Source organism: Bradyrhizobium sp. STM 3562 (assembly GCF_045571435.1).
Taxonomy (GTDB): Bacteria; Pseudomonadota; Alphaproteobacteria; order Rhizobiales; family Xanthobacteraceae; genus Bradyrhizobium.
In genome coordinates this window covers 1,449,844-1,470,431 of sequence record NZ_CP120694.1, presented here as the reverse complement: position 1 = coordinate 1,470,431, position 20,588 = coordinate 1,449,844, and the positions used below count along the sequence as shown (strand labels likewise).

The window sequence follows — 20,588 nt, the reverse complement described above, 5'->3', positions numbered from 1 at the left end:
AGCAGCCATGAGAACCTGGATTCGCGATCCGATCGCCGTGCTCGCAAACGGCGGCAAGCGCGGGCTTGTCGTCGAGGACGGTAAAATCGCCGAGCTCGTCGAACAGAACGGACCCACCGTACCTTGCGACGACATTTTCGACGCCCGGCGGCACGTCATCATCCCGGGCCTGATCAACACGCACCATCACTTCTTCCAGACGCTGACGCGCGCACATCCCAGGGCGATCAACAAGGAGCTGTTTCCCTGGCTGAAGCAGCTTTACCCGATCTGGGGCGCCCATCTTGACCGCGAGTGCTTCCGCCTTGCTGTCCGGGTCGCCTTGACCGAGCTTCTGATCTCCGGCTGCTCTACCGCGGCGGATCATCTGTTTGTCTTTCCGGACGATCTCGCCGACGCCGTCGACATCGAGGCCGAGGAAGCATCAAGGCTCGGGATGCGCATGACCCTGACGCGCGGCGCGATCAATCTCGGCTTTGCCAATGGCGGCATCGCCGACGAGCGGCTGATGCAGGATTACGACACGATCCTCACGGATTGCGAGCGGGTTCTCGGCAAATATCACGACAGGCGCGAGGGAGCATTCCTCCGCGTGGCTCTGGCGCCATGCGCGCCCTTCAACGTGACCCGCCGATTGATGAGCGATACCGCCGCCCTGGCCGAAAAACATGACTGCCGGCTCCACACGCATTTGGGCGAAACGCATGACGAGGACGCCTACTGCCTGCATCATTTCGGCTGCCGGCCGCTCGACTATCTCGAACAGGTGGGCTGGCTGAATGAGCGCGTTTGGCTCGCCCACGGCATCCACTTCGACGATGCGGAGATCGCGCGCCTCGGCAAGCACGGCGTAGGGGTATGCCATTGTCCAACCTCGAACATGGTGCTGTCGTCAGGCCTGTGCAGGACGAAAGATCTGGAAGCGGCAGGCGTCACTGTCGGTCTTGGCGTGGACGGCTCGGCTTCAAATGACAGCTCCAATCTCATGGAGTCGGTCCGCCACGCCTTTCTGCTGGGACGTCTCGCTTACGATGCATCCGCCGTTACTCATCTCGATGCCTTGCGCTGGGCGACGGAAGGTTCGGCCGCCTGCCTCGGGCGCGACGATATCGGCAGAATTGAACCAGGCCGGCAGGCGGATCTTGCGTTCTTTACGCTGGACGAGTTGAGATTTTCCGGCGCTGGTGATCCGATCGCGGCACTCGTGCTTTGTGGCGCGCACCGCGCCGACCGGGTGATGATCGCCGGCCAATGGCGCGTCACCGACGGCGTGCCCGTCGGAATTGATCTGGCGCGGCTGCGTTACGAGCACGGCCGAGCCGCCGCCGCGTTTCTGGCGGATCTGTAGCTCCGCGGCAACCGCTCCACGACACCAAATTGCACAAGTTTGGCCTCCCGTTTGCTCAATCGGTAATCACGCGGCCTCTAATGCGCGGAAACTCCCGACGATATCGATATTGCTGCTGCCCAATCGATCGGCTTGACCGAATTTCTCCTCCAATCCTAATCTCAAGCCTGCTTCCGGCTGCAATGGGTAAATGCCTGGCGTCGGATTCCGACACGCTTCGCGGAGTCCTCCATGGCCAAAGACGGAAAAGCCTATCTTTCAAGCCTGCGCGATAACCGTACGATCTACATCGACGGGCGCAAAATCACCGACGTTACGATCGACAGCAATTTTCGCGGCGCCATCGCCAGCGCCGCGCGCCTCTACGACTATCAGGCCGCGCCCGAAAATCTCGAACAGATGACATTCGTTTCGCCGACCAGCGGCGAGCGCGTCAACCTGGCTTGGCAGCTTCCAAAGACCTTTGGAGACCTGGTTCGGCGACGCCATGCGATTGAGAGATGGTCGGCGCTTTCCTGCGGCATGATCGGCCGCTCGCCGGATCACGTCGCCTCGACCCTGGCGGGCCTTCGGATGGGCCTTGCGGCGTTCCAGGATTACGATCCCGCGCGCGCGGCCGCTCTGGAATCCTATTTTCAGTACGCCAGAGACAACGATCTCTTTCTCTCTTACGTCATCATCAACCCGCAATCCGACAAGGCGAAATCCGCCGGCGGCCAGCCCGACCCGCACCTCGTCGCATCCGTTGTCGATGAGGACAGCGAGGGTATCACCATTCGCGGCGCCAAGATGCTTGCCACCAGCGGCATCATGGCGAACGAATTACTGGTCTCCGGCTTTCAAGCGTTGCAGGCCGGCGATGAAGCCTATGCCTTCACGGCGGTGGTACCGCTTGGCACCAAGGGCCTCAGCCTGATGTCGCGCCGCAGCTATGAACAGAGCGCGACGTCAATGTTCGATTACCCGCTGTCGTCACGGTTCGACGAGAACGATGCCGTGGTCTACTTCGACGACGTCAAGATATCCTGGGACCGGGTGTTCGTTTTCAAGGACCTGAAGATGGCGCAGGCGCAATGGCATGACACCCGCGCTCACGTCTTTCAGAACTATCAGTGCATCGTCCGCCTGATGGTGAAGCTTCGCTTCTTGCTTGGGCTCGCGCGCAAGATCGCCGAGACCAACAACATCATCAACTATCCACAGGTCCGCGAGACGCTGGGACTGCTTGCCGCCAAGGTCAGCAACATCGAAGCGCTTGTCATCGCGATGGAGCTGAAAGGCGAGAGCTTTCACGAATTCTACGTGCCGGATCGGAGCATGCTTTGCACCGCGCAGGTCACCGCCCAGACGACCTATCCCGAGGTGGTCGAGGCGATCCGCTCGCTTTCCGGCGGCGGCATGATCATGGTCCCCTCCTCCTATGCCGATTTCGCCACGCCGGAAACCAATGTGATGATCCACAAGACACAACGGTCTCCGGTTGCGACATCGGAGCAGCGCGTCAAGCTGATGAAGCTTGCGTGGGATGCCGTTGGCTCCGAATTCGGCTCGCGTCATCTGCAATATGAAATGTTCTATTCCGGCGCGCCCTTCGTCACGCGCGGAAACTCCTTTCGGTTTTTCGATTGGGATGGGGTGAAGCGACCGGTCGACCAGTTCATGGGCAGCTATGGTTTGCCTGACGGTCACGTGAATCTTCCCGACGCCGCCGAGTAGAGCCGCCATGTCCGATCTCGAAGACATCCGGCAACTTGGCTTCGTGGAGCATGGCCCCTCCGCTTTGAAGCTGAAGGAGGACGGGCCACTTTCGGATTTATCTTTTGCGGCGAAGGACCTCATGGATGTCGCCGGATTCAAATCCGGCTGGGGCAATCCGGATCGTTTGCGCGACGCCGATCCTGCCCTGGCGACGGCGCCGAGTGTGCTCGCGCCGCTCATGGCCGGCGCGCGTCTGATCGGCAAGACCCACACCGACGAGGTCGCGTGCGGGATGTTCGGAATCAATCCGCATTTCGGCACGCCCATCAATCCAAGAGCGCCGGCGCGGGTGCCCGGAGGATCCTCGAGCGGCTCGGCCTCCGTGGTTGCGGCGGGCCTTTGCGATTTCGCCCTTGGAACCGACACCGGCGGTTCGGTGCGAGTGCCAGCCAGCTTTTGCGGACTGTATGGCTTGCGCACCACTTTTGGCCGGCTATCGGTCGCAGGCATCATGGCGATGGCGCCGAGCTTCGACACGGTCGGCTGGCTCGCGCGCGACGCTACGACACTGAAGCGTGTCGGCGAAGTCTATTTTGGCCCGATCCGCGAGGTTGCGTCTGCGCGACTTCTACTTGCGCGCGATGCCTTTGACATCCCGGCCCCGCATATCGGCAAGGCGCTGCTGCCGGCCGCGCGAGCGCTTGGAGGCGTGACCGAGGTCACGCTGTTTGCGGAAGGCGTGGACGTCTGGCTCGACACCTTCAGACCTTTGCAGCTTTACGATCTGTGGTCGACACTGGGAGCCTGGGGCAAAGCGCCGGGACGGCGGCTCAGCCAGGCGGTTGCGGAACGGATCGAACTGTCGTCGCGCGTCGATCCCGCCAAATTCGCTGCCGCCCTCGTGAGGCGGGAGGCTCTGACCGATCGGCTGACGGATATGCTCGGCAACGATGGTGTCTTCATCCTTCCAACGGCACACGATCTTCCACCGCTTCGGGAAGCACCGGTATCGGCACAGGTCGAGTTCCGCGAGAAAACCCTTGCGCTCACCTGCGTGGCGAGCCTGTGCCGCTTGCCGCAGGTCAACATCCCCGCTGTTACCGTTCAGGGCTGCCCCGTCGGCCTTTCTCTCGTCGCCGGGCCGCGCGGCGACCAGCGGCTGCTGGATTGCGCGGAAAAGATCGGACATGCATTCGAACGGGTGCCGCTCGCGACATGAAGGCCGATCATGAGCGAGATTTCATCGGCTACGGCAGGACCCCGCCGGTTGCACGCTGGCCGAACGATGCGCGCCTTACGATCATGGTCGTGCTCAACGTCGAGGAAGGCGCAGAGCCATCGATCGGCGATGGCGATCCCATGACCGAAACGGCCCTGACCGACGCGATCCAGGGCGAGGTGCCCGCCGGTAGCCGCGACTTCGTTGCGGAGTCCCTGTTCGAATACGGTTCACGCGTCGGCTTTTGGCGGATCATCGACCTGCTGAGGGAACGCGGCATACCGGTCACCATCAACGCCTGCGCCCAGGCACTTGCGCGCAATCCCCAGATCGCCGAGGCGATCCGCGAGTTCAATTTCGACCTGTGCTGTCACGGCGACCGCTTCGTCCGGCATTTTCTGCTGAACGAAAGCGAGGAGCGCGACGTCATCGCACGCGCCGTGGCCAGCATCGAACGCGCGACCGGCCGTCGCCCACTCGGCTGGCAGAGCCGCTACTCGCCCAGCCGAAACACGCGTGCGCTGCTCGTCGAACTTGGCGGCTTCCTGTACGATTCAGACAGCTATGCCGATGATTGGCCCTATTGGGTCAGCGTTGGCGAACGGCCCCATCTCATCGTTCCGCATAGCTTCACCAACAACGACAATCGCCTGGCCACCGCCAAGCTCGGTACGGCCAGCGATTTCTATGATCACCTCGCCTCGGCGCTGCGCGTGCTTTACGCGGAGGGCGCGCGTCATCCGCGCATGATGACGATCAGCCTGCACAGCCGCATCTCCGGCCAGCCCGCGCGATCGGAGGCTGTTGCACGATTTCTCGACTTTGCCACGCAGCACCAGGGGATTTGGTTCGCGAGCCGCTTCGACGTCGCCCGGCACTGGATCGAAACTCATCCTCCGGAGCCGTGCGCATGACGACGAGCGAATCCCTGCTCATCGCTGGCGGCCTTGTGGTCGATCCTCAATCGGGCACGGCCGATCGCAAGGATCTCCTGATTGAGGGCGGCACAGTCGTGCGGATCGGCGCGCCCGGGACCCTGAATATCACCGACGCCGCGCGCTACGATGGCCGTGATCGCCTGGTCCTGCCGGGCCTTGTCAACGCTCACACCCATGGTCATGCCAATCTGGTGAAGGGCGTCGCCGAGGCATGGACTCTCGAAGCATCGCTGACGAACGGACCCTGGCTTGCCGGCGCGCGCGATCCCGAAGCGATGTACTTGTCGACGCTGCTCGGGGCCCTCGACATGTTGTCGAAGGGTTGCACCGCCTGCTTTGACCTCGTCTATGAATTTCCGCGCCCGACCAAGGAAGGCTTAGCGGCGGTGGCGGCGGCTTACGCCGATGCCGGCATGCGCGCGGTGCTGGCGCCGATGATAGCCGATCAAAGTCTCTTCCAGTCGATTCCGGGATTGCCGGACGCGCTGCCGCAGGATTTGCGCGAGACCGTCCGCAAATTTGATCTCGCGAGCGGTGAAGAGATCGTTGCCTCCGTCGAAACGATCCTGGCAGCACAAGGGGAGCTACCCGGCGGCGTGAGCGTCGCCATCGCTCCGACCATCCCGCATCACTGCTCCGAGCGCTTTCTGCGGGATTGCATGGACGTTGCGGATCGTCACCGGCTTCCAATCCACATGCATATCGCAGAATCCCGGCTGCAGGCGGTGGTCGCCCGCAAGCTCTACGGCCGATCGGCCGTCCGGCATCTTGCCGATCTCGGCATGTTGCGGCCAAGCTTCACCGCCGCGCATGGCGTGTGGCTCGACGATGAGGATCTCGACCTGCTCGCCGCCCACGGCTGCTCGGTCGCCCACATCCCCGCCAGCAACTATCGGCTCGGTTCGGGAATTGCGCATGTCAGGCCGATGCTCGCGCGTGGCATCAACGTCGGCCTCGCGACCGATGGCGCCAATTCCTCCGACTCGCTCAGCATGCTCCAGGCGATGCGGCTTGCTTCCTTTGGCGCACGCAGCTTCGCCGGTTCCCGCACCGACTGGCTGACCTCGAGAGAAGTCGTCAGGCTTGCAACGCTCGGCGGTGCAAAGATTCTTGGGCTCGAGCGATGCGGCCGGTTGGAGCAAGGCGCCTGCGCCGACCTTGTCCTGTTCGACCTCTCTCACATCGATTTCATTCCCGACACTGATCCCGTCAATCAGCTCGTGACATGCGCCGATTCGGCCTCGATTACCGACGTCATGGTCGGCGGCGTGTTCAGACTACACGACCGCAAGCTCGTTTCGGTCGACACCAGCGATCTGCGCGACCGCGTTCGCGAAAGCGCAAGGACCCTCGCGGCAAGCACGCGTTCGGCGCGCGTCCTTGCCGAACGGCTGGAGCCGCACGTGGTCGCCTTTGCCGAGTCCATCTCGAGCGAGTCGCTTTCAATCGAGCGGCGTATCGTGCCGAGGCAAGGTTGATCCTGATGCACGCGGATCATTCGACAGCCGATCTGACCGAGCTGGAGCGGCGCGTCCGCTTTGAAATGGAGTGCCTCGGCTATCCGGCCCGGCAATGGACGGTCGACCGCAACCGGAACGGCATCCCTGTGCACGACGTGGTCATCGTCGGCGGCGGCCAGAGCGGCGTCTCGATTGCCTTCCGGCTTTTACGCGAGCGCGTCAGCAATGTCCGCGTGCTCGACAGGAACCCCGCGGGGCGCGAAGGTCCATGGGTGACCTTCGCCCGCATGCACACGCTCCGCACACCGAAGATGGTGACGGGGCCCGACCTCGGCATTCCCAGCCTCTCTCCCCGAGCTTGGTGGGAGGCGCGCTTCGGCGAGCAGTCATGGCAAGGCTTGAACAAAATTCCGCGCGAGCTGTGGCAGGCCTACCTGCTGTGGGTCCGCAAGACCGTCGGAATCGAGGTCAGCAATGACGCCGAAGTGACAGACATCGAGCCGCTGAGCGATAGCCTGCTCGCCGTGCATGCCAACATCGGCGGCGCCGCGCAGCGGCTACTCGCTCGCAAGGTCGTGCTGGCAACCGGCATCGAGGGCTGCGGCCGATGGGCAGTGCCCGCCGTGATCGCCGCAGCATTGCCAAGAAAATGCTACGCTCACACGGCCGAGCGGATCGACTTCCGCGCGCTTGCGGGCAAGATGGTCGCCGTGATCGGCGCCGGCGCCTCGGCGTTCGACAATGCCGCGACGGCACTGGAGGCCGGCGCCAGGTCGGTCGAGCTGTTGGTCCGCAGGAGGCACCTGCCGAGCGTCAACCCGAACCGGTGGATGGAGTTCGCGGGCTTTCTGCGCCATTTCGGCGATCTCGACGATGCGCGGAAATGGCGGTTCATGAAGATCATCTTCGATATGAACCAGCCTCCCCCGCAGGACACTTTCGACAGGTGCGCGCTGCACGAGAATTTCTCGATACGGCTCGGCTGCCCGATCGACCACGTTCGTTTCGAGAGCGACAAGATCCTGCTGGGTCACTCTAAAGGCACGCAGGCTTTCGATTTTCTCATCGCCGGCACGGGCTTCGTCGTCGATCTCGCGTCGCGACCCGAGCTCGCGAGATTTCACGACCAGATCGCATGCTGGTCTGACCGTTATCATCCGGCGGCGGGTGAAGAACACCCGCTGCTGGGTTCCTACCCCTATCTGTCCCCCAACTTCCAGTTCACAGAGAAGGTCGAGGGGGCAGCCCCCTTCCTCGCTCACATCTTCAGCTACACCTTCGCGGCAATGCCGAGCCTTGCGTGCTCGGCCGGCATTTCCGCGCTCAAGTTCGGCGTTGATCGGATCGCATACGGAATTACCCGCTCATTGTTCATCGAGGATGCCGATCTTCATCTGCAATCGCTGCGCGACTATAACGAACCAGAGCTCAATATCGGCCTTGAGCAGGGCGCAGCACTATCCCGAACCACATGAAAGAGATCGTAATGTCCACTCAAAGATGCGTCAGGAAATGATCGGCCATGGTGACCGTTGAGGATCGATCCAAGCGTGTCCTGGAATCCAGGCTCAAGATCGAGAGTCCGTTCGAGCTTGATGAGACGCTCTGTCTGTACAGTCCGCAGGACAATGTGGAGGCACTTAAGCACCCGCGGATCAGTGAGTGGCTGGATTACATCCAGAACGACTACGAGCCCGAGCTTACCGAGGCGGAACATCGCATCCTGCTGTTCATGCCCTGCACCAAGACCAAGCCCTATCCTTTCTCCTCCGAACACATCGCGATCAATCAGCGTCTGCTGGACGAAGGATTTCGCCCGCTCCACCGCACCTATCTGCCGCAGGAGCTGCAGGCACGCCTCGATCCGCAATTTTCGCCGGAGGTGTTGAACCTCTCGCCGCTGGCCGACGGTCGCGGAACGGTTGTGCATCGGATGGTCATTTCGGAGCCGATGGCGGTCGTTCCCTATGAGCACATCGTCACGTTTGCCGGCAAGCCGTCGCCGGCCGTCGCCTACGATGATCCCGGCCTGTTCGAAAACCGAGGCAACGCCGTGTCTCCGTGGCGAGCCGACTCGACCGCGACGCGAACGTCAGCCATGCGCTGGAAATGGGGTGACGAAGAACGCCGCCACTACGTCGTCATGCACAACGAGATGGCGCGCATATTGGCAAATGTCGTCGCCCGCATCGGTCGCCACTACACCGATGTCATTTCCTGGGTCGCGCCGGGGCTCACCCATCGGAGCTTCGTCCTGGCGCGGAGCGAGCGGGCGGCTCACAACGTCGCAACATCTCGCATGGTGGAAGCCAAGCGCCTCGAACTGGTCGGCGCCAATGACCACCTGCCCGCCGAGCACCATATTGAGTGTCTTCCGCGACCCGACCACTGCAAGCACGCCATCAAGCGGCTGTCGCGCCGGTTACGGATCGATATTCCAAAGGCGACGGCGATCTACGCGCGCGGCGGCAGCAACGCCACTCCGCTCGCGCTGCCTGAGTTGCTCGACGTGTTGGTCAAACGTCTGGTCGGCGATTACGTCAGCGAAAGAAGGAAGGCTCATGACGGCACTACCGCTGAAAATCGGGGTTAGCGATTCCGACCGGACCAGGCCGATCGCAAGCGGCGAGGTCTCGATCGCCGGCGTTGCGGCCGAGGTGACGCTGATGGGCGTGCAGGCGCTGTTCAACCAGCAGCTCACCGAGCACACCTTCGACTGCTGCGAATTTCCGATCTCGTCCTATCTGAGAAGCCTGGAGCAGGCGGAGCGACGTTACGCCGCCGTGCCGGTCTTTCCGTCGCGGCATTTCCGGCTCTCCAACGTCTTCGTAAATACCGCGAAAGGAATAAGGACGCCGGCCGATCTCGCCGGCAAACGCATCGGCGTGCCCGTGTTCGACATGGCCGCCGCGGTTTGGCTTCGCGGCATTTTCCAGGATCATTTCGGCCTCGAACGCACGGTGCCAATCTATGTCGCGGGAGGGCTCGAGACCGCGCGCGCCGGCGACGAGCACCCGCAGCTCTATCCCGAGCGATTCAAGCACGAGCACCGCAATGACAAGAGTCTCGCCGTGCTGCTGGCGGAAGGTGAGATCGACGCCCTCTATACGGCGCGGGCGCCCAGCACCTGGCCTTCTGCGAACGTCGGACGGCTGTTCGAGGAGCCTATGCGGATCGAACTCGACTACTTCATCAGGACCGGCATCTTCCCGCCCATGCATCTCATCGCGGTCAAGCGCACGCTGGCGGAAGCCAATCCCGGGCTATTGCGCGCCATCTTCAATGCCTTTGCCCAGGCGCAGAAGATCGCCAGAGACCGGCTGTTCGATTCCGCTGCCCTGACCACCATGTTGCCCTGGCAGCTCGAAAGCCTGCTGTTGACAGAGCGGCATCTTGGCTATGATTACTGGCCGGTCGGCCTTGCGAAGAATCGCGCCATGCTCAAGGTGATTACCCGCTACATGCTGGAAGATGGCTTGATCGCGACCGAGTTCTCGCCGGAGCAGATGTTTTCCGATCCGGATATCCTGAAAACCTAAGCGCGCGTCGGAGTATTGCACGTGACTGATGCCTCAGCGACAAAGCCTGTAGATCCCCGATCGAACTGGGCTCAACTGTCGCAAGCCGAACGCGATGCCGCCTATGACAACAATGCCGCGGTGAAGGACAGTCCAGCGCTGATCGCCGAGCGCAACGCGGCGTCCGAGAAGCTGCGATCCAGCCTGAAATCCTATCTGGATCTACCCTATGGCGATCGTGAACGGACGAAGATCGATATCTATCCTGGCTCCGATGCGGGCAAGCCCTGTCTGGTGTTCCTGCACGGCGGCTATTGGCAGCGCAATTCGCGCGACCTGTTTGCCATGCTGGTCGAAGGCGTCGCGGCGCATGGCTGGTCGGTTGCCATTCCCGGCTATTCGCTGGCGCCGGAGGCATCCCTGACCCGGATCGTCGCCGAGATATTCCAGGCATTGGACTGGCTGGCCGCCAATGGCGGGTCATATGGAATTGCCGGCCCCGTCGTGCTTTCGGGATGGTCGGCCGGCGCTCATCTCGCTGCCATGGCGCTCGGTCACCCGCGCGTCGCTGCGGGACTTGCGATTTCGGGCGTGTTCGATCTTGCACCGATCCGCGATACCGCGCTCAACAACGCACTGAAGCTGACCGACGACGAGATCGCCACGCTATCACCGCTGCGCCTCGCCGTGGTCGATAAGCGGCTCGACATCGCCTATGGCAGCAGCGAGCTGCCCGCGCTGGTTCTTGATTCGATGCACCTCCATGAGAGGCGCAGGAGCGCCAACGCGCCCGGCGAACTCTTTGCCATTGCAGGCGCCGACCACTTCACCATCCTCAACGAATTGCGGCGTCCCGGCGGACATCTCGTCGAGATCGCACGGCAATTGGCGGAATAGCTGTTTTACGCGACGAATGACTTGAGCGCCTCCGCATCGATCCATACCTTGTCGTTTGCGATACGCACCGGATACAGCCGCAACGGCCGGCTTGGCCAGCCCTCGCAAATCCGGCCATCCCTGAGATCAAATGACGCCGCGTGACGCGGACAGAACAGGTGCCCCATCGATACCTCGCCGAGGCTGAGATCGGCTTGCTCGTGCGGGCAGGCTCGTTCGCAAGCCACCGCGCGGCCATCGCTCCAGATCACGACGACATCGACGCCCTCGACACGGGCGCGGACGATGGTTTGGTCGATCAGTTGGCGTAACCCGCAGGCGGCTATCCACTGCTGAGCGCGGCAAGGCCCGCTCCGCCGATTATCCACCGAGATAGGCCTTGCGCACATGGGCGTTCTCGATCAGCTCCGGCCCTCGGCCTGAGAGCACGATGCGGCCACCCTCAAGCAGGTAAGCGTGGTCACACATTTCGAGCGCGGCGAACGCGTTTTGCTCGACCAGCAGAACCGTCGTTCCGGCATCGCGTATGCGGCGAATGATGGCGAATGTTCGCTCGACGATATTCGGCGCCAGCCCAAGGGAAGGCTCGTCGAACATGATCAAGCGCGGCCGCGACATCAGCGCACGGCCGATCGCAAGCATCTGCTGCTCGCCGCCCGACAAGGTCCCCGCGGCCTGCCGGCGCCGTTCGGCGAGGCGCGGAAACTCGGCGTAGATGCGGTCGCGATCCGCTAAGATCTCGCTGGTGTCGGTACGCAGATAGGCGCCCATGACGAGATTTTCCTCGACCGTCATATGCGGAAACACGCGTCGGCCCTCGGGGCAATGCGCGATACCACAAGCCAGCACGCGCGGCGGCCTTGCGCCGGTCATATCCTTGCCGTCGAAGAACAGCGATCCAGAGCGCGGCGGCACGAGCCCGGAAATGGCGCGAAGGGTCGTGCTCTTACCCGCGCCGTTCGCGCCGATCAGCGCGACCAACTGCCCCGGCTTCACGTCGAGCGAGATGCCGCGCAGCGCGGTGACCCCGCCGTAACCGCATACGAGGTCTCTGATCTCAAGCATGCACCGCCCCCTGCCCGAGATAGGCCTCAATCACGGCCGGATCATTCCTGATGATATCGGGCGTTCCCTCCGCAATGATCCGCCCGTAGTTTAGCACAACGATGCGGTCCGATACGCTCATCACCATCGGCATGTCGTGCTCGACCAATAGGATACTGACGCCGCGGTCGCGAATGTTGCGGATGAGCTGGACGAACGTGTGGGTCTCCGAGGCATTCATGCCGGAGACGGGCTCGTCGAGCAGCAGCATCGACGGTTCCGCGGCCAGCGCCAGTGCTACGCCGACGAGGCGCTGCTCGCCATAGGAGAGCGAGCCCGCAGGATCGTAAGCGCGGCGTTGCAGGCCTACCCACTCGATGAGCTCACCGGCGCGTTGGCGCAGCCTGCGATCGGATTGGCGCGCGCGAGGCAGCCCCAGTATTGCTTCGAGAAGCCCTGTCCTGCCCTGGCGATGCAACCCGATCAGCAGATTGTCGAACACTGTGTCGTTTGGGAAGACGCTGGTGCGCTGGAAGGTCCGGATCAAACCGAGGTTCGCGACCTGGGGCGGCTTCAATCCGTTCAACGTCGTCCCGCGATAGCTCACCGTGCCATGGGTTGGCTGCAGGAAGCCGGTCATGATGTTGAAAGCGGTCGTCTTGCCGGCGCCGTTCGGTCCGATCAGGCTGACGATCTCTCCTTCGCCGACCGAGAAATTCAGATCCGAAAGGGCAACAAGCCCGCCGAAGCGTACGGCGACTTGCTCGACCTTCAATGCGGTCGCGAGGCTGCCCATCACGCGTGTTCCTTTGCGCTATGCTCGGTGAAGGCAACCCGCCCCACGGCTGCGGTCTTGCCGTGCTGCCGCGAAAGCCGTTGCGTGAGCGAGGGCACGATGCCGCGCGGCAAGACAAAAAGGATCGCGATCAGCACGCCGCCATAGGCGATCCATTGCGCCTCCGGGGCCATGATGGGACGCAGGACCACGGGCATCAGTCCGAAGATCAGGCCGCCGACGATGGTGCCGGCGAGCGAACCCTTGCCGCCCGCGATGACCATGATCACCATGGTTACCGTGTTGATGAAGGCGAACACTTCGGGATCGATGATCCGGATGTAATGCGCATAGAGGCTGCCGGCCGCGCCCGCGATGCCCGCCGAAATCACCGCCGCCAGCGTCAGCGTCTTCGTCACGTCGATGCCGACCGATACGGCAAGCGTCTCATTTTCCATCAAGCCACGCATCGCCCGGCCGAAATGGGAACGAACCAGGCGCATGATCAGAACATAGGCAGCGACCGCCACGGCCAGCACCAGATAGTAGTTCTGTAGCTTGGTGTGCAGCGCCAATTCGCCGAATCCCGGCAAGGAAAGCGCCATGGATGGGATGTTGGTGAGCGCCAATGGTCCCTGGGTCAATTCGACCCAGTTAAGCGCGACCAGCCGGACGACTTCGGCAAAGGAGATCGTAACGATCACGAAGTAGGCCCCGCGAACACGAAACGAGAGCCGTCCGACGAAATATCCGCACAAGCCGGAAATGATGATCGCCAGCACGAAGCCCGCGATCGGCGGCCACGGGTCATGCACGACATGGAATCCGCCCGGCAGGCCGACATCGAAGCCGAGCGTTGTGAGCGCGCTGACATAGGCGCCGATCCCGAAGAAGGCGACGTGGCCCAGGCTGAGCTGGCCGGTAAACCCGAGCAGCAAATTCAGGCTCATCGCCGCGACGATGAAAATACCGGTCGTGATCAGCGCGTTCATCAGATACGGGTCGCGCAGCCACAGCGGCACCGAAGCGAACGCGGCGATGGTGAGAATCGTGACAACTGACCTCATCCGACGCGCTCCGAGCGTGCGAACAGTCCGGTCGGTTTGAAGATCAGAACGGCGATGATGATCAAAAACCCCATCGCATCCCGGTAACCGGAGGACACGTAGCCGGCACCGAGCTCTTCAGCCAATGCCAGAATGAACCCACCGATCACCGCGCCGGTGATGTTGCCCAGCCCGCCGAGGATCACGATCGCGAAGGCCTTGACCGCGGCGAGATCGCCCATTTGCGGGGAGATCACGTAAACGGGACCGAGCAGCGCGCCGGCCGCGGCCGCAAGGCTCGAGCCGATGGCGAAAGTCGAGGTGTAGATGAGATCGACATTCACCCCCATCAGCGAGGCCGTGTCCTCGTCCTGGAACGTCGCCCGCATTGCATAGCCGAGTTTTGTTCGATTGATCAGCAGGTACGTCACCACGATCAGGAGCCCGGCCGCCGCGAGCACGAACAGCCGCAGCCAGGACACCGAGACCGGACCAAGGACCAGCGGCGCCTCGGGGAAGGGTGTCGCAACCGATTTCGCCACCCCACCCCAAATCCATAGAGCGCCGGATTGCATCGCTATCCAGGCTCCGATCATCACCAGCATCGTGGTGTCGATGTCGGAGCCGCGCAGCGGCCGCAGTAATGTCAGCTCGATCACCGCGCCCAAAACCCAGCCGGCGACGACCGCGACAGGCAACGCCACAAAGAAATTCAGTCCGAGCTGATGCACCACGATGAACATGACGTAGGCACCGAACGTGTACAACACGCCGTGCGTGAAGTTCACCACGTTCATGATGCCGAAGATCAACGTGAGCCCGATACCCAGCAGGGCGTAGGTGCCGCCGAGAACCAGCGTGTTGACCAGATGTTGCAGAAACTCGCTCAAGACGGCTCCCAAATGCCACGATACCGGCCAGGTCAGCGAGCGACGCCGCGTCCCTCGCCGGTCGACCAGACGCGCTTAGAGGTTTTTCAATCCGACCTTGCCGTCCTCGATTTCGATCAGATACACGTTCGGCTGGCTCTGACCGCTCTCCTTGCCCTCAGGGCCGGACTTGCGGAAGACAATATCGCCATTCAGCCCCTTCACTTTGATGTCCCAAAAGGCGGCCTTGATCGCTGCAGGCTCCGCTTTGCCCGCCTTTTCGATTGCTGCCGCCACCGTGCGGATGCCGTCATAGCCGCGGAAGCTCTCGGTGCAGCCGGCAAAATCGAAGCCACGCTTCTTCCATTCCGAAATGAAATAGCTGGTGGCTTCCGGGTTCGGCGTCTGGTCCGGCAACCACGGCAGGAACGTCGTCAGGTGCATGGTGCCGTTGGCCGCGGCCCCGGCTTGCGCAATGATCTGATCCGGATTTTGCGAACCGCCCGTCGTGATGATGCGCTTCTTCAGGCCGAGCGCTGCCGCCTGTTTGAATATCAGCGTGAGCTGGTCCACCGAGGTAGTCACGATGATGGTCTCGGAATCGGAGCTCTTGAACTTGGAGAGTTGCGCGCTCATGTCCTGTGCGCCCTGATCCATGGTTTCGACCAGGCCGACGCCGATGCCCTTCTCCTTGAACATCTTGCCGAAGTCGTCGGCCGTCCCGCGCCCCCAATCATTATTGATCACGAGAAAGTCGACCTTCTTGAGGTTCAGCTTGTCGACGATGTTCTTGAAGGCTGCGGCCTCGACGGAGGATGGCGGCGAGATCCGGAAAATGTAGGGATTTCCGCTGGTGGTGATCTTGCCTGACGACGAGGTCTCGACCAGCATCGGCGTTTCGTATTCGATCAATTTCGGCATCACGGCAAGCGTCAGGCTCGAGCCCCACGCTCCCATCAACACAGGCGTCTTGTCGCTGGTGATCAGCTTTTCGGCCACCGCGGCGGCCTCGGTCGGATTGCTCTTGTTGTCCTCGATCACGAGCTCGATCTTCTTGCCAAGGATTCCGCCTTTGGCGTTGATTTCGTCGGCAGCGATCTTCGCGCCGTTGACGACGTAAGTACCCGAAGCGGCGAAGGCGCCGGTCAGAGGTTCGTTCACGCCGATCTTGATGGTTTCCGCACTTGCCGTCCCGCTCAGAAGAGCAGCCGCCAGAACATATTTGATCGTTCGTCTCATTGTGGTTCTCCACTCTCACGCTGCTGGTTCATATGCAGTCCAGATTTCGCACTTGGCTTGACGAAAGCATTCATCATCCTGCAGCTCCGCGATCGTGACGCGAAGCGCGCGCGAGCCACCGCCCCATCCGGGCGCGCAAAAGGCCAAAAAACAGAGACAAGCCATTCAGCTCGGTTGGCGCTGCAGGCGTGACGGCCAACGCCTCGCCCGACAAGCGACGATCGAGATTGCCGGCGAATTCCGCGATCAGCCGGCCGGCGAGATCGCGGACGAGCCCCGTCCTGCCGACCTGGGCCAGCATCCCCTTCAGCGTATAGCCGATGGAAAGGTTGACGCGCGTCGCGCCGCCTTCCAACGACTCCAGGCGGAATCGAATTTCGCCCTGCGTTGAAGACCGGCTGCGTTGATCGGTGCCCACTCCCACGATACGGCCCGACATCTCGGCAACCTCACGCTCGATGCGCGCCGCACCACGGAAGACCGCGGCAATCGGCCCGATCCTGACGCGGATTTCGCCCTCGACCCGGTCGGGGCGCGGTGATCCGAGAAGCGAGACGCCAGGAAGGCAGGCCGCGACAATCGCGATGTCATCGAGCATGGCAAACACCCGCTCGGCCGGATGCGCGACTTCAAAATTCTGCTCGAAGACGTTGGCCGGCGTGAAGTCCGGAATTGAGGTGACGGACCCGGCCGTTTCGCGCGCGACTTGCGCGATCGGCGGCCGCAGTTGCGCGGCTGGTTGGGTGCCGGTCTGGCTGCCGTGGCCCGAGCCGACAGGCCCGAGCATCTTGCGACCGCCGTCGCGTTCAGGGCCTATGCCTCGCCCGCGACGCTGCTCGATGACCGAACCGACAGCACGCACGATACCAACGTAGCCGGTGCAACGGCACAGATTGCCGCTCAAGCCGATGCGGATCTGCTTCTCGTCCGCCTCCGGCAAGCGCAACACGAGATCGCGCGCGGAGACGAGCATCCCCGGCGTGCAATAACCGCATTGCAACGCGTGCTCGCAGGTGAAGGCCGCGCGCAGTTCGGCCGTGATCTCATCCTGGTCGAGACCTTCAATCGTGGTGACATCGGCGCCTTCGCAGGCTACCGCATAGGTAATGCATGAGCGCGCCGGAACGCCATCGACCAGCACCGTACACGCACCGCAGACGCCATGCTCGCAGCCAAGATGCGTGCCGGTCAGATCAAGCTTGTCGCGCACGAAATCGGCAAGGCTGGTCCGCGGCTCCGCGAGCGCTTCGACCGGCCGCTCATTCACGGTGAGCGCAACCATGCTCATGCGGCGGCCTCGCGAATGGCGCGCTTGAGCACGCTGACATGAATATGGCGCTGAGCCGCGTTTGAGACGCCGGCTTTCACCAGGATCGCATCGGCGACGCGCGCATCAAAGCGGTCCTTATAATCGCTCCCGATGTGCCCTCCGAACAGCTCCAGCGGATCCTTGAGCACGATCGGAGCCGCCTCGATCGCGCCGATCACGACGCGGGCGCTCCCTGCGCTCGGGTCGATCAGCACGGCGCCGATGGCGTGGGAAAATTCGCCGGTCTTGCGGCAGCTTTTGACGTAGCCCCAATGCGCAGACGGCGATCGTGCGGGAATGAGGATGGTTTCGACGATTTCGCCGAGGCGCAGCACCGATTCCAGCGCTCCGACAATGAAATCCTCCACATTGACCATGCGCGTGCCGCCACGGCTTCGGAGCGTTAACCTCGCACCCAGGGCGGTGAGCGCCGAGACCCAATCCGCGGCGGGATCGGCGTGGCTCAGCGATCCACCAACCGTGCCGCGATTGCGTACAGCACGATAGGCAATGTTGGCGGCGATGCGCTGCATGGCACCGCGCGTGAGGTCGGGGACGCGCTCGTCCTCGATGTCCGCATGCGTCACACATGCGCCGAGAACGAGTTCGTCACCATGACGCTCCGCCTGCTTGAGCTCGGCAAGCGCGGTGATATCGACGATCAACTCGGGCGCCGTCAGCCGCAGATTGAGCATGGGACCAAGCGACTGCCCGCCGGCGATGACCTTGGCCGAAGCCGCGGTCTCGCCGAGAAGCGATAGCGCGGCCGTGAGATCGCGTGGACGTTCGTAAGCGAAGGGCGCGGGCTTCATGCCGCCCCCCTTTGCATCTCGCGCCTGGCCAGGATCGCCTCGACGATCCGGTGGGGCGTAATCGGCGATTGCAGGAGCTCCACGCCCAGCGGGCGCAGAGCATCGTTGACCGCATTGGCGATTGCGGCCGGCGGAGCAATCGCTCCACCCTCTCCGATGCCCTTCACGCCAAACTGGGTATAGGGCGACGGGGTCTCCATGTGATCAAGCCGTGGGGCCGGCACTTCGGTCGGCCCCGGCAGCAGATAGTCGGCAAGTGTCGTCGCGAGCGGCTGCCCGGCTGCGTCAAACGGCATTTCCTCGTAGAGCGCAGTGCCGATGCCCTGGGCGAGACCACCGTAGATCTGGCCGTCCACGACCATCGGATTGACGAGAACGCCGCCGTCCTCGACGATGACATAGTCGAGGATCTCGACTTCTCCGAGCTCCGGATCGACCGCGACGACCGCCGCATGGGCCGCATAGCTGAACGTGCCGCTATCGCGCTGCGGCTTGTAGCCCGCCGTCACGTCCAGGCCGTGCGGATCGACATCGATCGGAAGGTCCTGCGGACGCCGGTACCAGGTGTGCGCGATCTCCTTCAAGCCGACGCTGCCATTGACTCCGCGCACCTCGCCCTTCTGCAGCACCACCGAAGCCGGATCGTGCTGCAGGAGTTTTGCGCCGATGCGCTTGGCGCGTTCGGCAAGCTCGCGGCATGCGGCACCGACCGCGCCGCCGGCCATCACCATCGAGCGCGACCCCCACGTGCCCGTCGAATACGGCGTCATCGCGGTGTCGCCATGGATCACGTGCACCTGAGCGACATTGATGCCCAAAATCTCATGCGCAACCTGGGCAAGCGTGGTTTCCATGCTCTGCCCATGGGAATGTACGCCGACGCGCAGCTCTAGCCCGCCATCCGGCGTCAAGCGCGCGGTCGCCTGCTCATGTCCCGGCACCATCGGGATGCCCCAGCCGGAATAGACGGAGGTGCCATGCGCGGCCTGTTCGCAATAGATCGAGACGCCAAGGCCGATCCGCCGGCCATCCGGTTCGCCTCTGCGCTGTCGTGCGCGCACCGCTTCGACGTCGACCGCCGCAAGGGCACGACGCATCGCCTCCGGATAGTCCCCGCTGTCAAAATGCTTGTTGGTGATGTTGTCGAACGGCATCTGCTCGGGTCGTATGAGGTTACGCAGACGCACTTCGCCCGGCTCCAATCCCGCCTCGGCGGCGACCAGGTCCAGCATCAATTCCAGCGCGAAGCACACGCCGGTGCGCGCAACACCGCGATAGGGCAGGATCGGGCACTTGTTGGTCGCGACCGAAAACGTCCGGCACCGATAGGCCGGCATCAGGTAGGGCCCAGGCAGGATGCTCGCGACCTGCGCCGCCTCCAGGCACGCCGAGAAGGGGTAGGAGGAGTAAGCGCCGGAATCGACGGTCGCTTCGCAATCGATGCCGCGCAGCCTACCGTCGCGATCGGCATACACGGTGATCTTGTAATGGTGCTCGCGGCAGTTAGCGCTCGCGGTCAAGTGTTCGCGTCGATCCTCCGTCCAGCGCACGGGGTGGCCGCGCCGCATCGTCAGCCACGAGAGACAGACCTCTTCGGGCAACAGGATGCCCTTATGGCCGAACCCGCCGCCGACATCGGGCGAGATGATGCGGATGCGACCCTGCTCCATGCCGAGGCATTCGGCGAGACCGCTGCGCGTGACGTGCGGCATCTGGGCCGCGGAGTAGAGCGTGAGCTGATCGAGGCGGTGGTCGAAGGTCGCAACGACGCCACGCCCTTCGAGCGGTGACATGCATTGCCGCGCGGTCGAGATCTCGCGCGTCACCTTGATCGGAGCATCGAGCGCCGACGAAATGTCGACTTCGAAATTGGTTTCCAGGAAGACGTTATCGCCCCAATGCTCGTGCACGAGCGCCGAACCGACTTCGCGCGCCTTGAGCATGTCATGGACGGCGGGAAGTTCCTCGAGATCGAGCGTCACGGCCGCCGCGATGTCCTCGGCCTCGGCCCGCGTTGGCGCCACGCACATCGCGATCAATTCGCCGACCTGGCGCACCTTTCCGACCGCGAGCACCGGCTGCTCGGAGATCTTGAACCCCGGCAATCCCGACACCGCGCGGATCGGATTGACGCCGATCAAATCCGCAGCCGTGAAGACATTGGCGCGATAGCGCTCCGGCACCTGTATGCCGCGGATCAGCGCATGGGCCAGCGGGCTGCGCACGAAGGCGACATCCTGCAGGCCGGCCAAGCGAATGTCGGCCACGAACTGGCCGCGGCCGCGCATTAGCCGGTCGTCCTCCTTGCGCGGCAGGCGCGCACCGACGCCCTGCCTGGCGCCGGCCCCGTCGTGGTGCGGAAAATCGCGCTCATTGCGCACGGTCGACGCTCCTGATCTGAAGGCGAGACGGTTGC

At 63.1% G+C, this 20,588-nt stretch carries 18 protein-coding genes; 9 read left to right on the top strand and 9 right to left on the bottom strand.

What is annotated here, in order from left to right; translation table 11 throughout:
- Positions 1–7 precede the first annotated feature (7 nt).
- The 9 genes from P6U23_RS06755 to P6U23_RS06715 all read left to right on the top strand — a co-directional run bounded on the left by P6U23_RS06755 (position 8) and on the right by P6U23_RS06715 (position 11,078).
- Complete coding sequence (locus tag P6U23_RS06755) at positions 8–1,348, top strand: 8-oxoguanine deaminase (RefSeq protein ID WP_407178788.1); 1,341 nt, start codon at positions 8–10, stop codon at positions 1,346–1,348.
- A gap of 231 nt (positions 1,349–1,579) precedes the next feature.
- Positions 1,580–3,064 carry a 4-hydroxyphenylacetate 3-hydroxylase family protein gene (locus tag P6U23_RS06750; protein ID WP_407178787.1) on the top strand — a complete coding sequence of 495 codons (1,485 nt, stop codon included), beginning with the start codon at positions 1,580–1,582 and terminating at the stop codon, positions 3,062–3,064.
- A 7-nt stretch (positions 3,065–3,071) separates the two neighbouring features.
- Entirely contained in the window at positions 3,072–4,265 is a 1,194-nt protein-coding gene (locus tag P6U23_RS06745) for an amidase (protein WP_407178786.1), read from the top strand.
- The gene (locus P6U23_RS06740; RefSeq protein ID WP_407178785.1) at positions 4,262–5,179 is read left to right on the top strand and encodes a polysaccharide deacetylase family protein; all 918 of its coding nucleotides are present in this window, start codon (positions 4,262–4,264) and stop codon (positions 5,177–5,179) included. The genes P6U23_RS06745 and P6U23_RS06740 overlap by 4 nt, the downstream gene beginning before the upstream one ends.
- On the top strand, positions 5,176–6,681 hold the full coding sequence (locus P6U23_RS06735; protein ID WP_407178784.1) for an amidohydrolase family protein: 1,506 nt from the start codon (positions 5,176–5,178) through the stop codon (positions 6,679–6,681). The genes P6U23_RS06740 and P6U23_RS06735 overlap by 4 nt, the downstream gene beginning before the upstream one ends.
- 5 nt (positions 6,682–6,686) lie before the next feature.
- Positions 6,687–8,138 carry an FAD/NAD(P)-binding protein gene (locus P6U23_RS06730; RefSeq protein ID WP_407181357.1) on the top strand — a complete coding sequence of 484 codons (1,452 nt, stop codon included), beginning with the start codon at positions 6,687–6,689 and terminating at the stop codon, positions 8,136–8,138.
- 47 nt (positions 8,139–8,185) lie between these two features.
- Entirely contained in the window at positions 8,186–9,256 is a 1,071-nt protein-coding gene (locus P6U23_RS06725; protein ID WP_407178783.1) for a hypothetical protein, read from the top strand.
- On the top strand, positions 9,225–10,202 hold the full coding sequence (locus P6U23_RS06720; RefSeq protein ID WP_407178782.1) for an ABC transporter substrate-binding protein: 978 nt from the start codon (positions 9,225–9,227) through the stop codon (positions 10,200–10,202). Before P6U23_RS06725 ends, P6U23_RS06720 begins: the two co-directional genes overlap by 32 nt.
- Before the next feature lie 21 nt (positions 10,203–10,223).
- On the top strand, positions 10,224–11,078 hold the full coding sequence (locus tag P6U23_RS06715; protein WP_407178781.1) for an alpha/beta hydrolase: 855 nt from the start codon (positions 10,224–10,226) through the stop codon (positions 11,076–11,078).
- A gap of 5 nt (positions 11,079–11,083) precedes the next feature.
- On the opposite strand, the gene P6U23_RS06710 is transcribed toward P6U23_RS06715, so the two are convergent.
- The 9 genes from P6U23_RS06710 to P6U23_RS06670 form a co-directional block, all read right to left on the bottom strand.
- Positions 11,084–11,467: a Rieske (2Fe-2S) protein gene (locus tag P6U23_RS06710; protein ID WP_407178780.1), complete on the bottom strand. Its 384-nt coding sequence runs from the start codon at positions 11,465–11,467 to the stop codon at positions 11,084–11,086.
- On the bottom strand, positions 11,439–12,143 hold the full coding sequence (locus P6U23_RS06705) for an ABC transporter ATP-binding protein (protein ID WP_407178779.1): 705 nt from the start codon (positions 12,141–12,143) through the stop codon (positions 11,439–11,441). The genes P6U23_RS06710 and P6U23_RS06705 overlap by 29 nt, the downstream gene beginning before the upstream one ends.
- On the bottom strand, positions 12,136–12,918 hold the full coding sequence (locus P6U23_RS06700) for an ABC transporter ATP-binding protein (RefSeq protein ID WP_407178778.1): 783 nt from the start codon (positions 12,916–12,918) through the stop codon (positions 12,136–12,138). Before P6U23_RS06700 ends, P6U23_RS06705 begins: the two co-directional genes overlap by 8 nt.
- Positions 12,918–13,964 carry a branched-chain amino acid ABC transporter permease gene (locus P6U23_RS06695; RefSeq protein WP_407178777.1) on the bottom strand — a complete coding sequence of 349 codons (1,047 nt, stop codon included), beginning with the start codon at positions 13,962–13,964 and terminating at the stop codon, positions 12,918–12,920. The genes P6U23_RS06700 and P6U23_RS06695 overlap by 1 nt, the downstream gene beginning before the upstream one ends.
- Positions 13,961–14,833: a branched-chain amino acid ABC transporter permease gene (locus tag P6U23_RS06690; protein WP_407178776.1), complete on the bottom strand. Its 873-nt coding sequence runs from the start codon at positions 14,831–14,833 to the stop codon at positions 13,961–13,963. Before P6U23_RS06690 ends, P6U23_RS06695 begins: the two co-directional genes overlap by 4 nt.
- A gap of 75 nt (positions 14,834–14,908) precedes the next feature.
- Positions 14,909–16,051, bottom strand: a complete 1,143-nt coding sequence (locus P6U23_RS06685; protein ID WP_407178775.1) for an ABC transporter substrate-binding protein — start codon at positions 16,049–16,051, stop codon at positions 14,909–14,911.
- 73 nt (positions 16,052–16,124) lie between these two features.
- Positions 16,125–17,339: a xanthine dehydrogenase family Fe-S subunit gene (locus P6U23_RS06680; protein WP_407178774.1), complete on the bottom strand. Its 1,215-nt coding sequence runs from the start codon at positions 17,337–17,339 to the stop codon at positions 16,125–16,127.
- Complete coding sequence (locus P6U23_RS06675) at positions 17,336–18,172, bottom strand: FAD binding domain-containing protein (RefSeq protein ID WP_407178773.1); 837 nt, start codon at positions 18,170–18,172, stop codon at positions 17,336–17,338. The genes P6U23_RS06680 and P6U23_RS06675 overlap by 4 nt, the downstream gene beginning before the upstream one ends.
- On the bottom strand, positions 18,169–20,460 hold the full coding sequence (locus P6U23_RS06670; RefSeq protein WP_407181356.1) for a xanthine dehydrogenase family protein molybdopterin-binding subunit: 2,292 nt from the start codon (positions 20,458–20,460) through the stop codon (positions 18,169–18,171). Before P6U23_RS06670 ends, P6U23_RS06675 begins: the two co-directional genes overlap by 4 nt.
- Between the last annotated feature and the right edge of the window lie 128 nt (positions 20,461–20,588).

Bases quoted from the DNA above. Each gene is read 5' to 3' on its own strand.
- P6U23_RS06755 (WP_407178788.1), top strand. From the start codon at position 8: ATGAGAACCTGGATTCGCGATCCGATCGCCGTGCTCGCAAACGGCGGC.
- P6U23_RS06750 (WP_407178787.1), top strand. From the start codon at position 1,580: ATGGCCAAAGACGGAAAAGCCTATCTTTCAAGCCTGCGCGATAACCGT.
- P6U23_RS06745 (WP_407178786.1), top strand. From the start codon at position 3,072: ATGTCCGATCTCGAAGACATCCGGCAACTTGGCTTCGTGGAGCATGGC.
- P6U23_RS06740 (WP_407178785.1), top strand. From the start codon at position 4,262: ATGAAGGCCGATCATGAGCGAGATTTCATCGGCTACGGCAGGACCCCG.
- P6U23_RS06735 (WP_407178784.1), top strand. From the start codon at position 5,176: ATGACGACGAGCGAATCCCTGCTCATCGCTGGCGGCCTTGTGGTCGAT.
- P6U23_RS06730 (WP_407181357.1), top strand. From the start codon at position 6,687: ATGCACGCGGATCATTCGACAGCCGATCTGACCGAGCTGGAGCGGCGC.
- P6U23_RS06725 (WP_407178783.1), top strand. From the start codon at position 8,186: ATGGTGACCGTTGAGGATCGATCCAAGCGTGTCCTGGAATCCAGGCTC.
- P6U23_RS06720 (WP_407178782.1), top strand. From the start codon at position 9,225: ATGACGGCACTACCGCTGAAAATCGGGGTTAGCGATTCCGACCGGACC.
- P6U23_RS06710 (WP_407178780.1), bottom strand. From the start codon at position 11,467: ATGTGCGCAAGGCCTATCTCGGTGGATAATCGGCGGAGCGGGCCTTGC.
- P6U23_RS06705 (WP_407178779.1), bottom strand. From the start codon at position 12,143: ATGCTTGAGATCAGAGACCTCGTATGCGGTTACGGCGGGGTCACCGCG.
- P6U23_RS06700 (WP_407178778.1), bottom strand. From the start codon at position 12,918: ATGGGCAGCCTCGCGACCGCATTGAAGGTCGAGCAAGTCGCCGTACGC.
- P6U23_RS06695 (WP_407178777.1), bottom strand. From the start codon at position 13,964: ATGAGGTCAGTTGTCACGATTCTCACCATCGCCGCGTTCGCTTCGGTG.
- P6U23_RS06685 (WP_407178775.1), bottom strand. From the start codon at position 16,051: ATGAGACGAACGATCAAATATGTTCTGGCGGCTGCTCTTCTGAGCGGG.
- P6U23_RS06680 (WP_407178774.1), bottom strand. From the start codon at position 17,339: ATGAGCATGGTTGCGCTCACCGTGAATGAGCGGCCGGTCGAAGCGCTC.
- P6U23_RS06675 (WP_407178773.1), bottom strand. From the start codon at position 18,172: ATGAAGCCCGCGCCCTTCGCTTACGAACGTCCACGCGATCTCACGGCC.
- P6U23_RS06670 (WP_407181356.1), bottom strand. From the start codon at position 20,460: ATGCGCGGCCGCGGCCAGTTCGTGGCCGACATTCGCTTGGCCGGCCTG.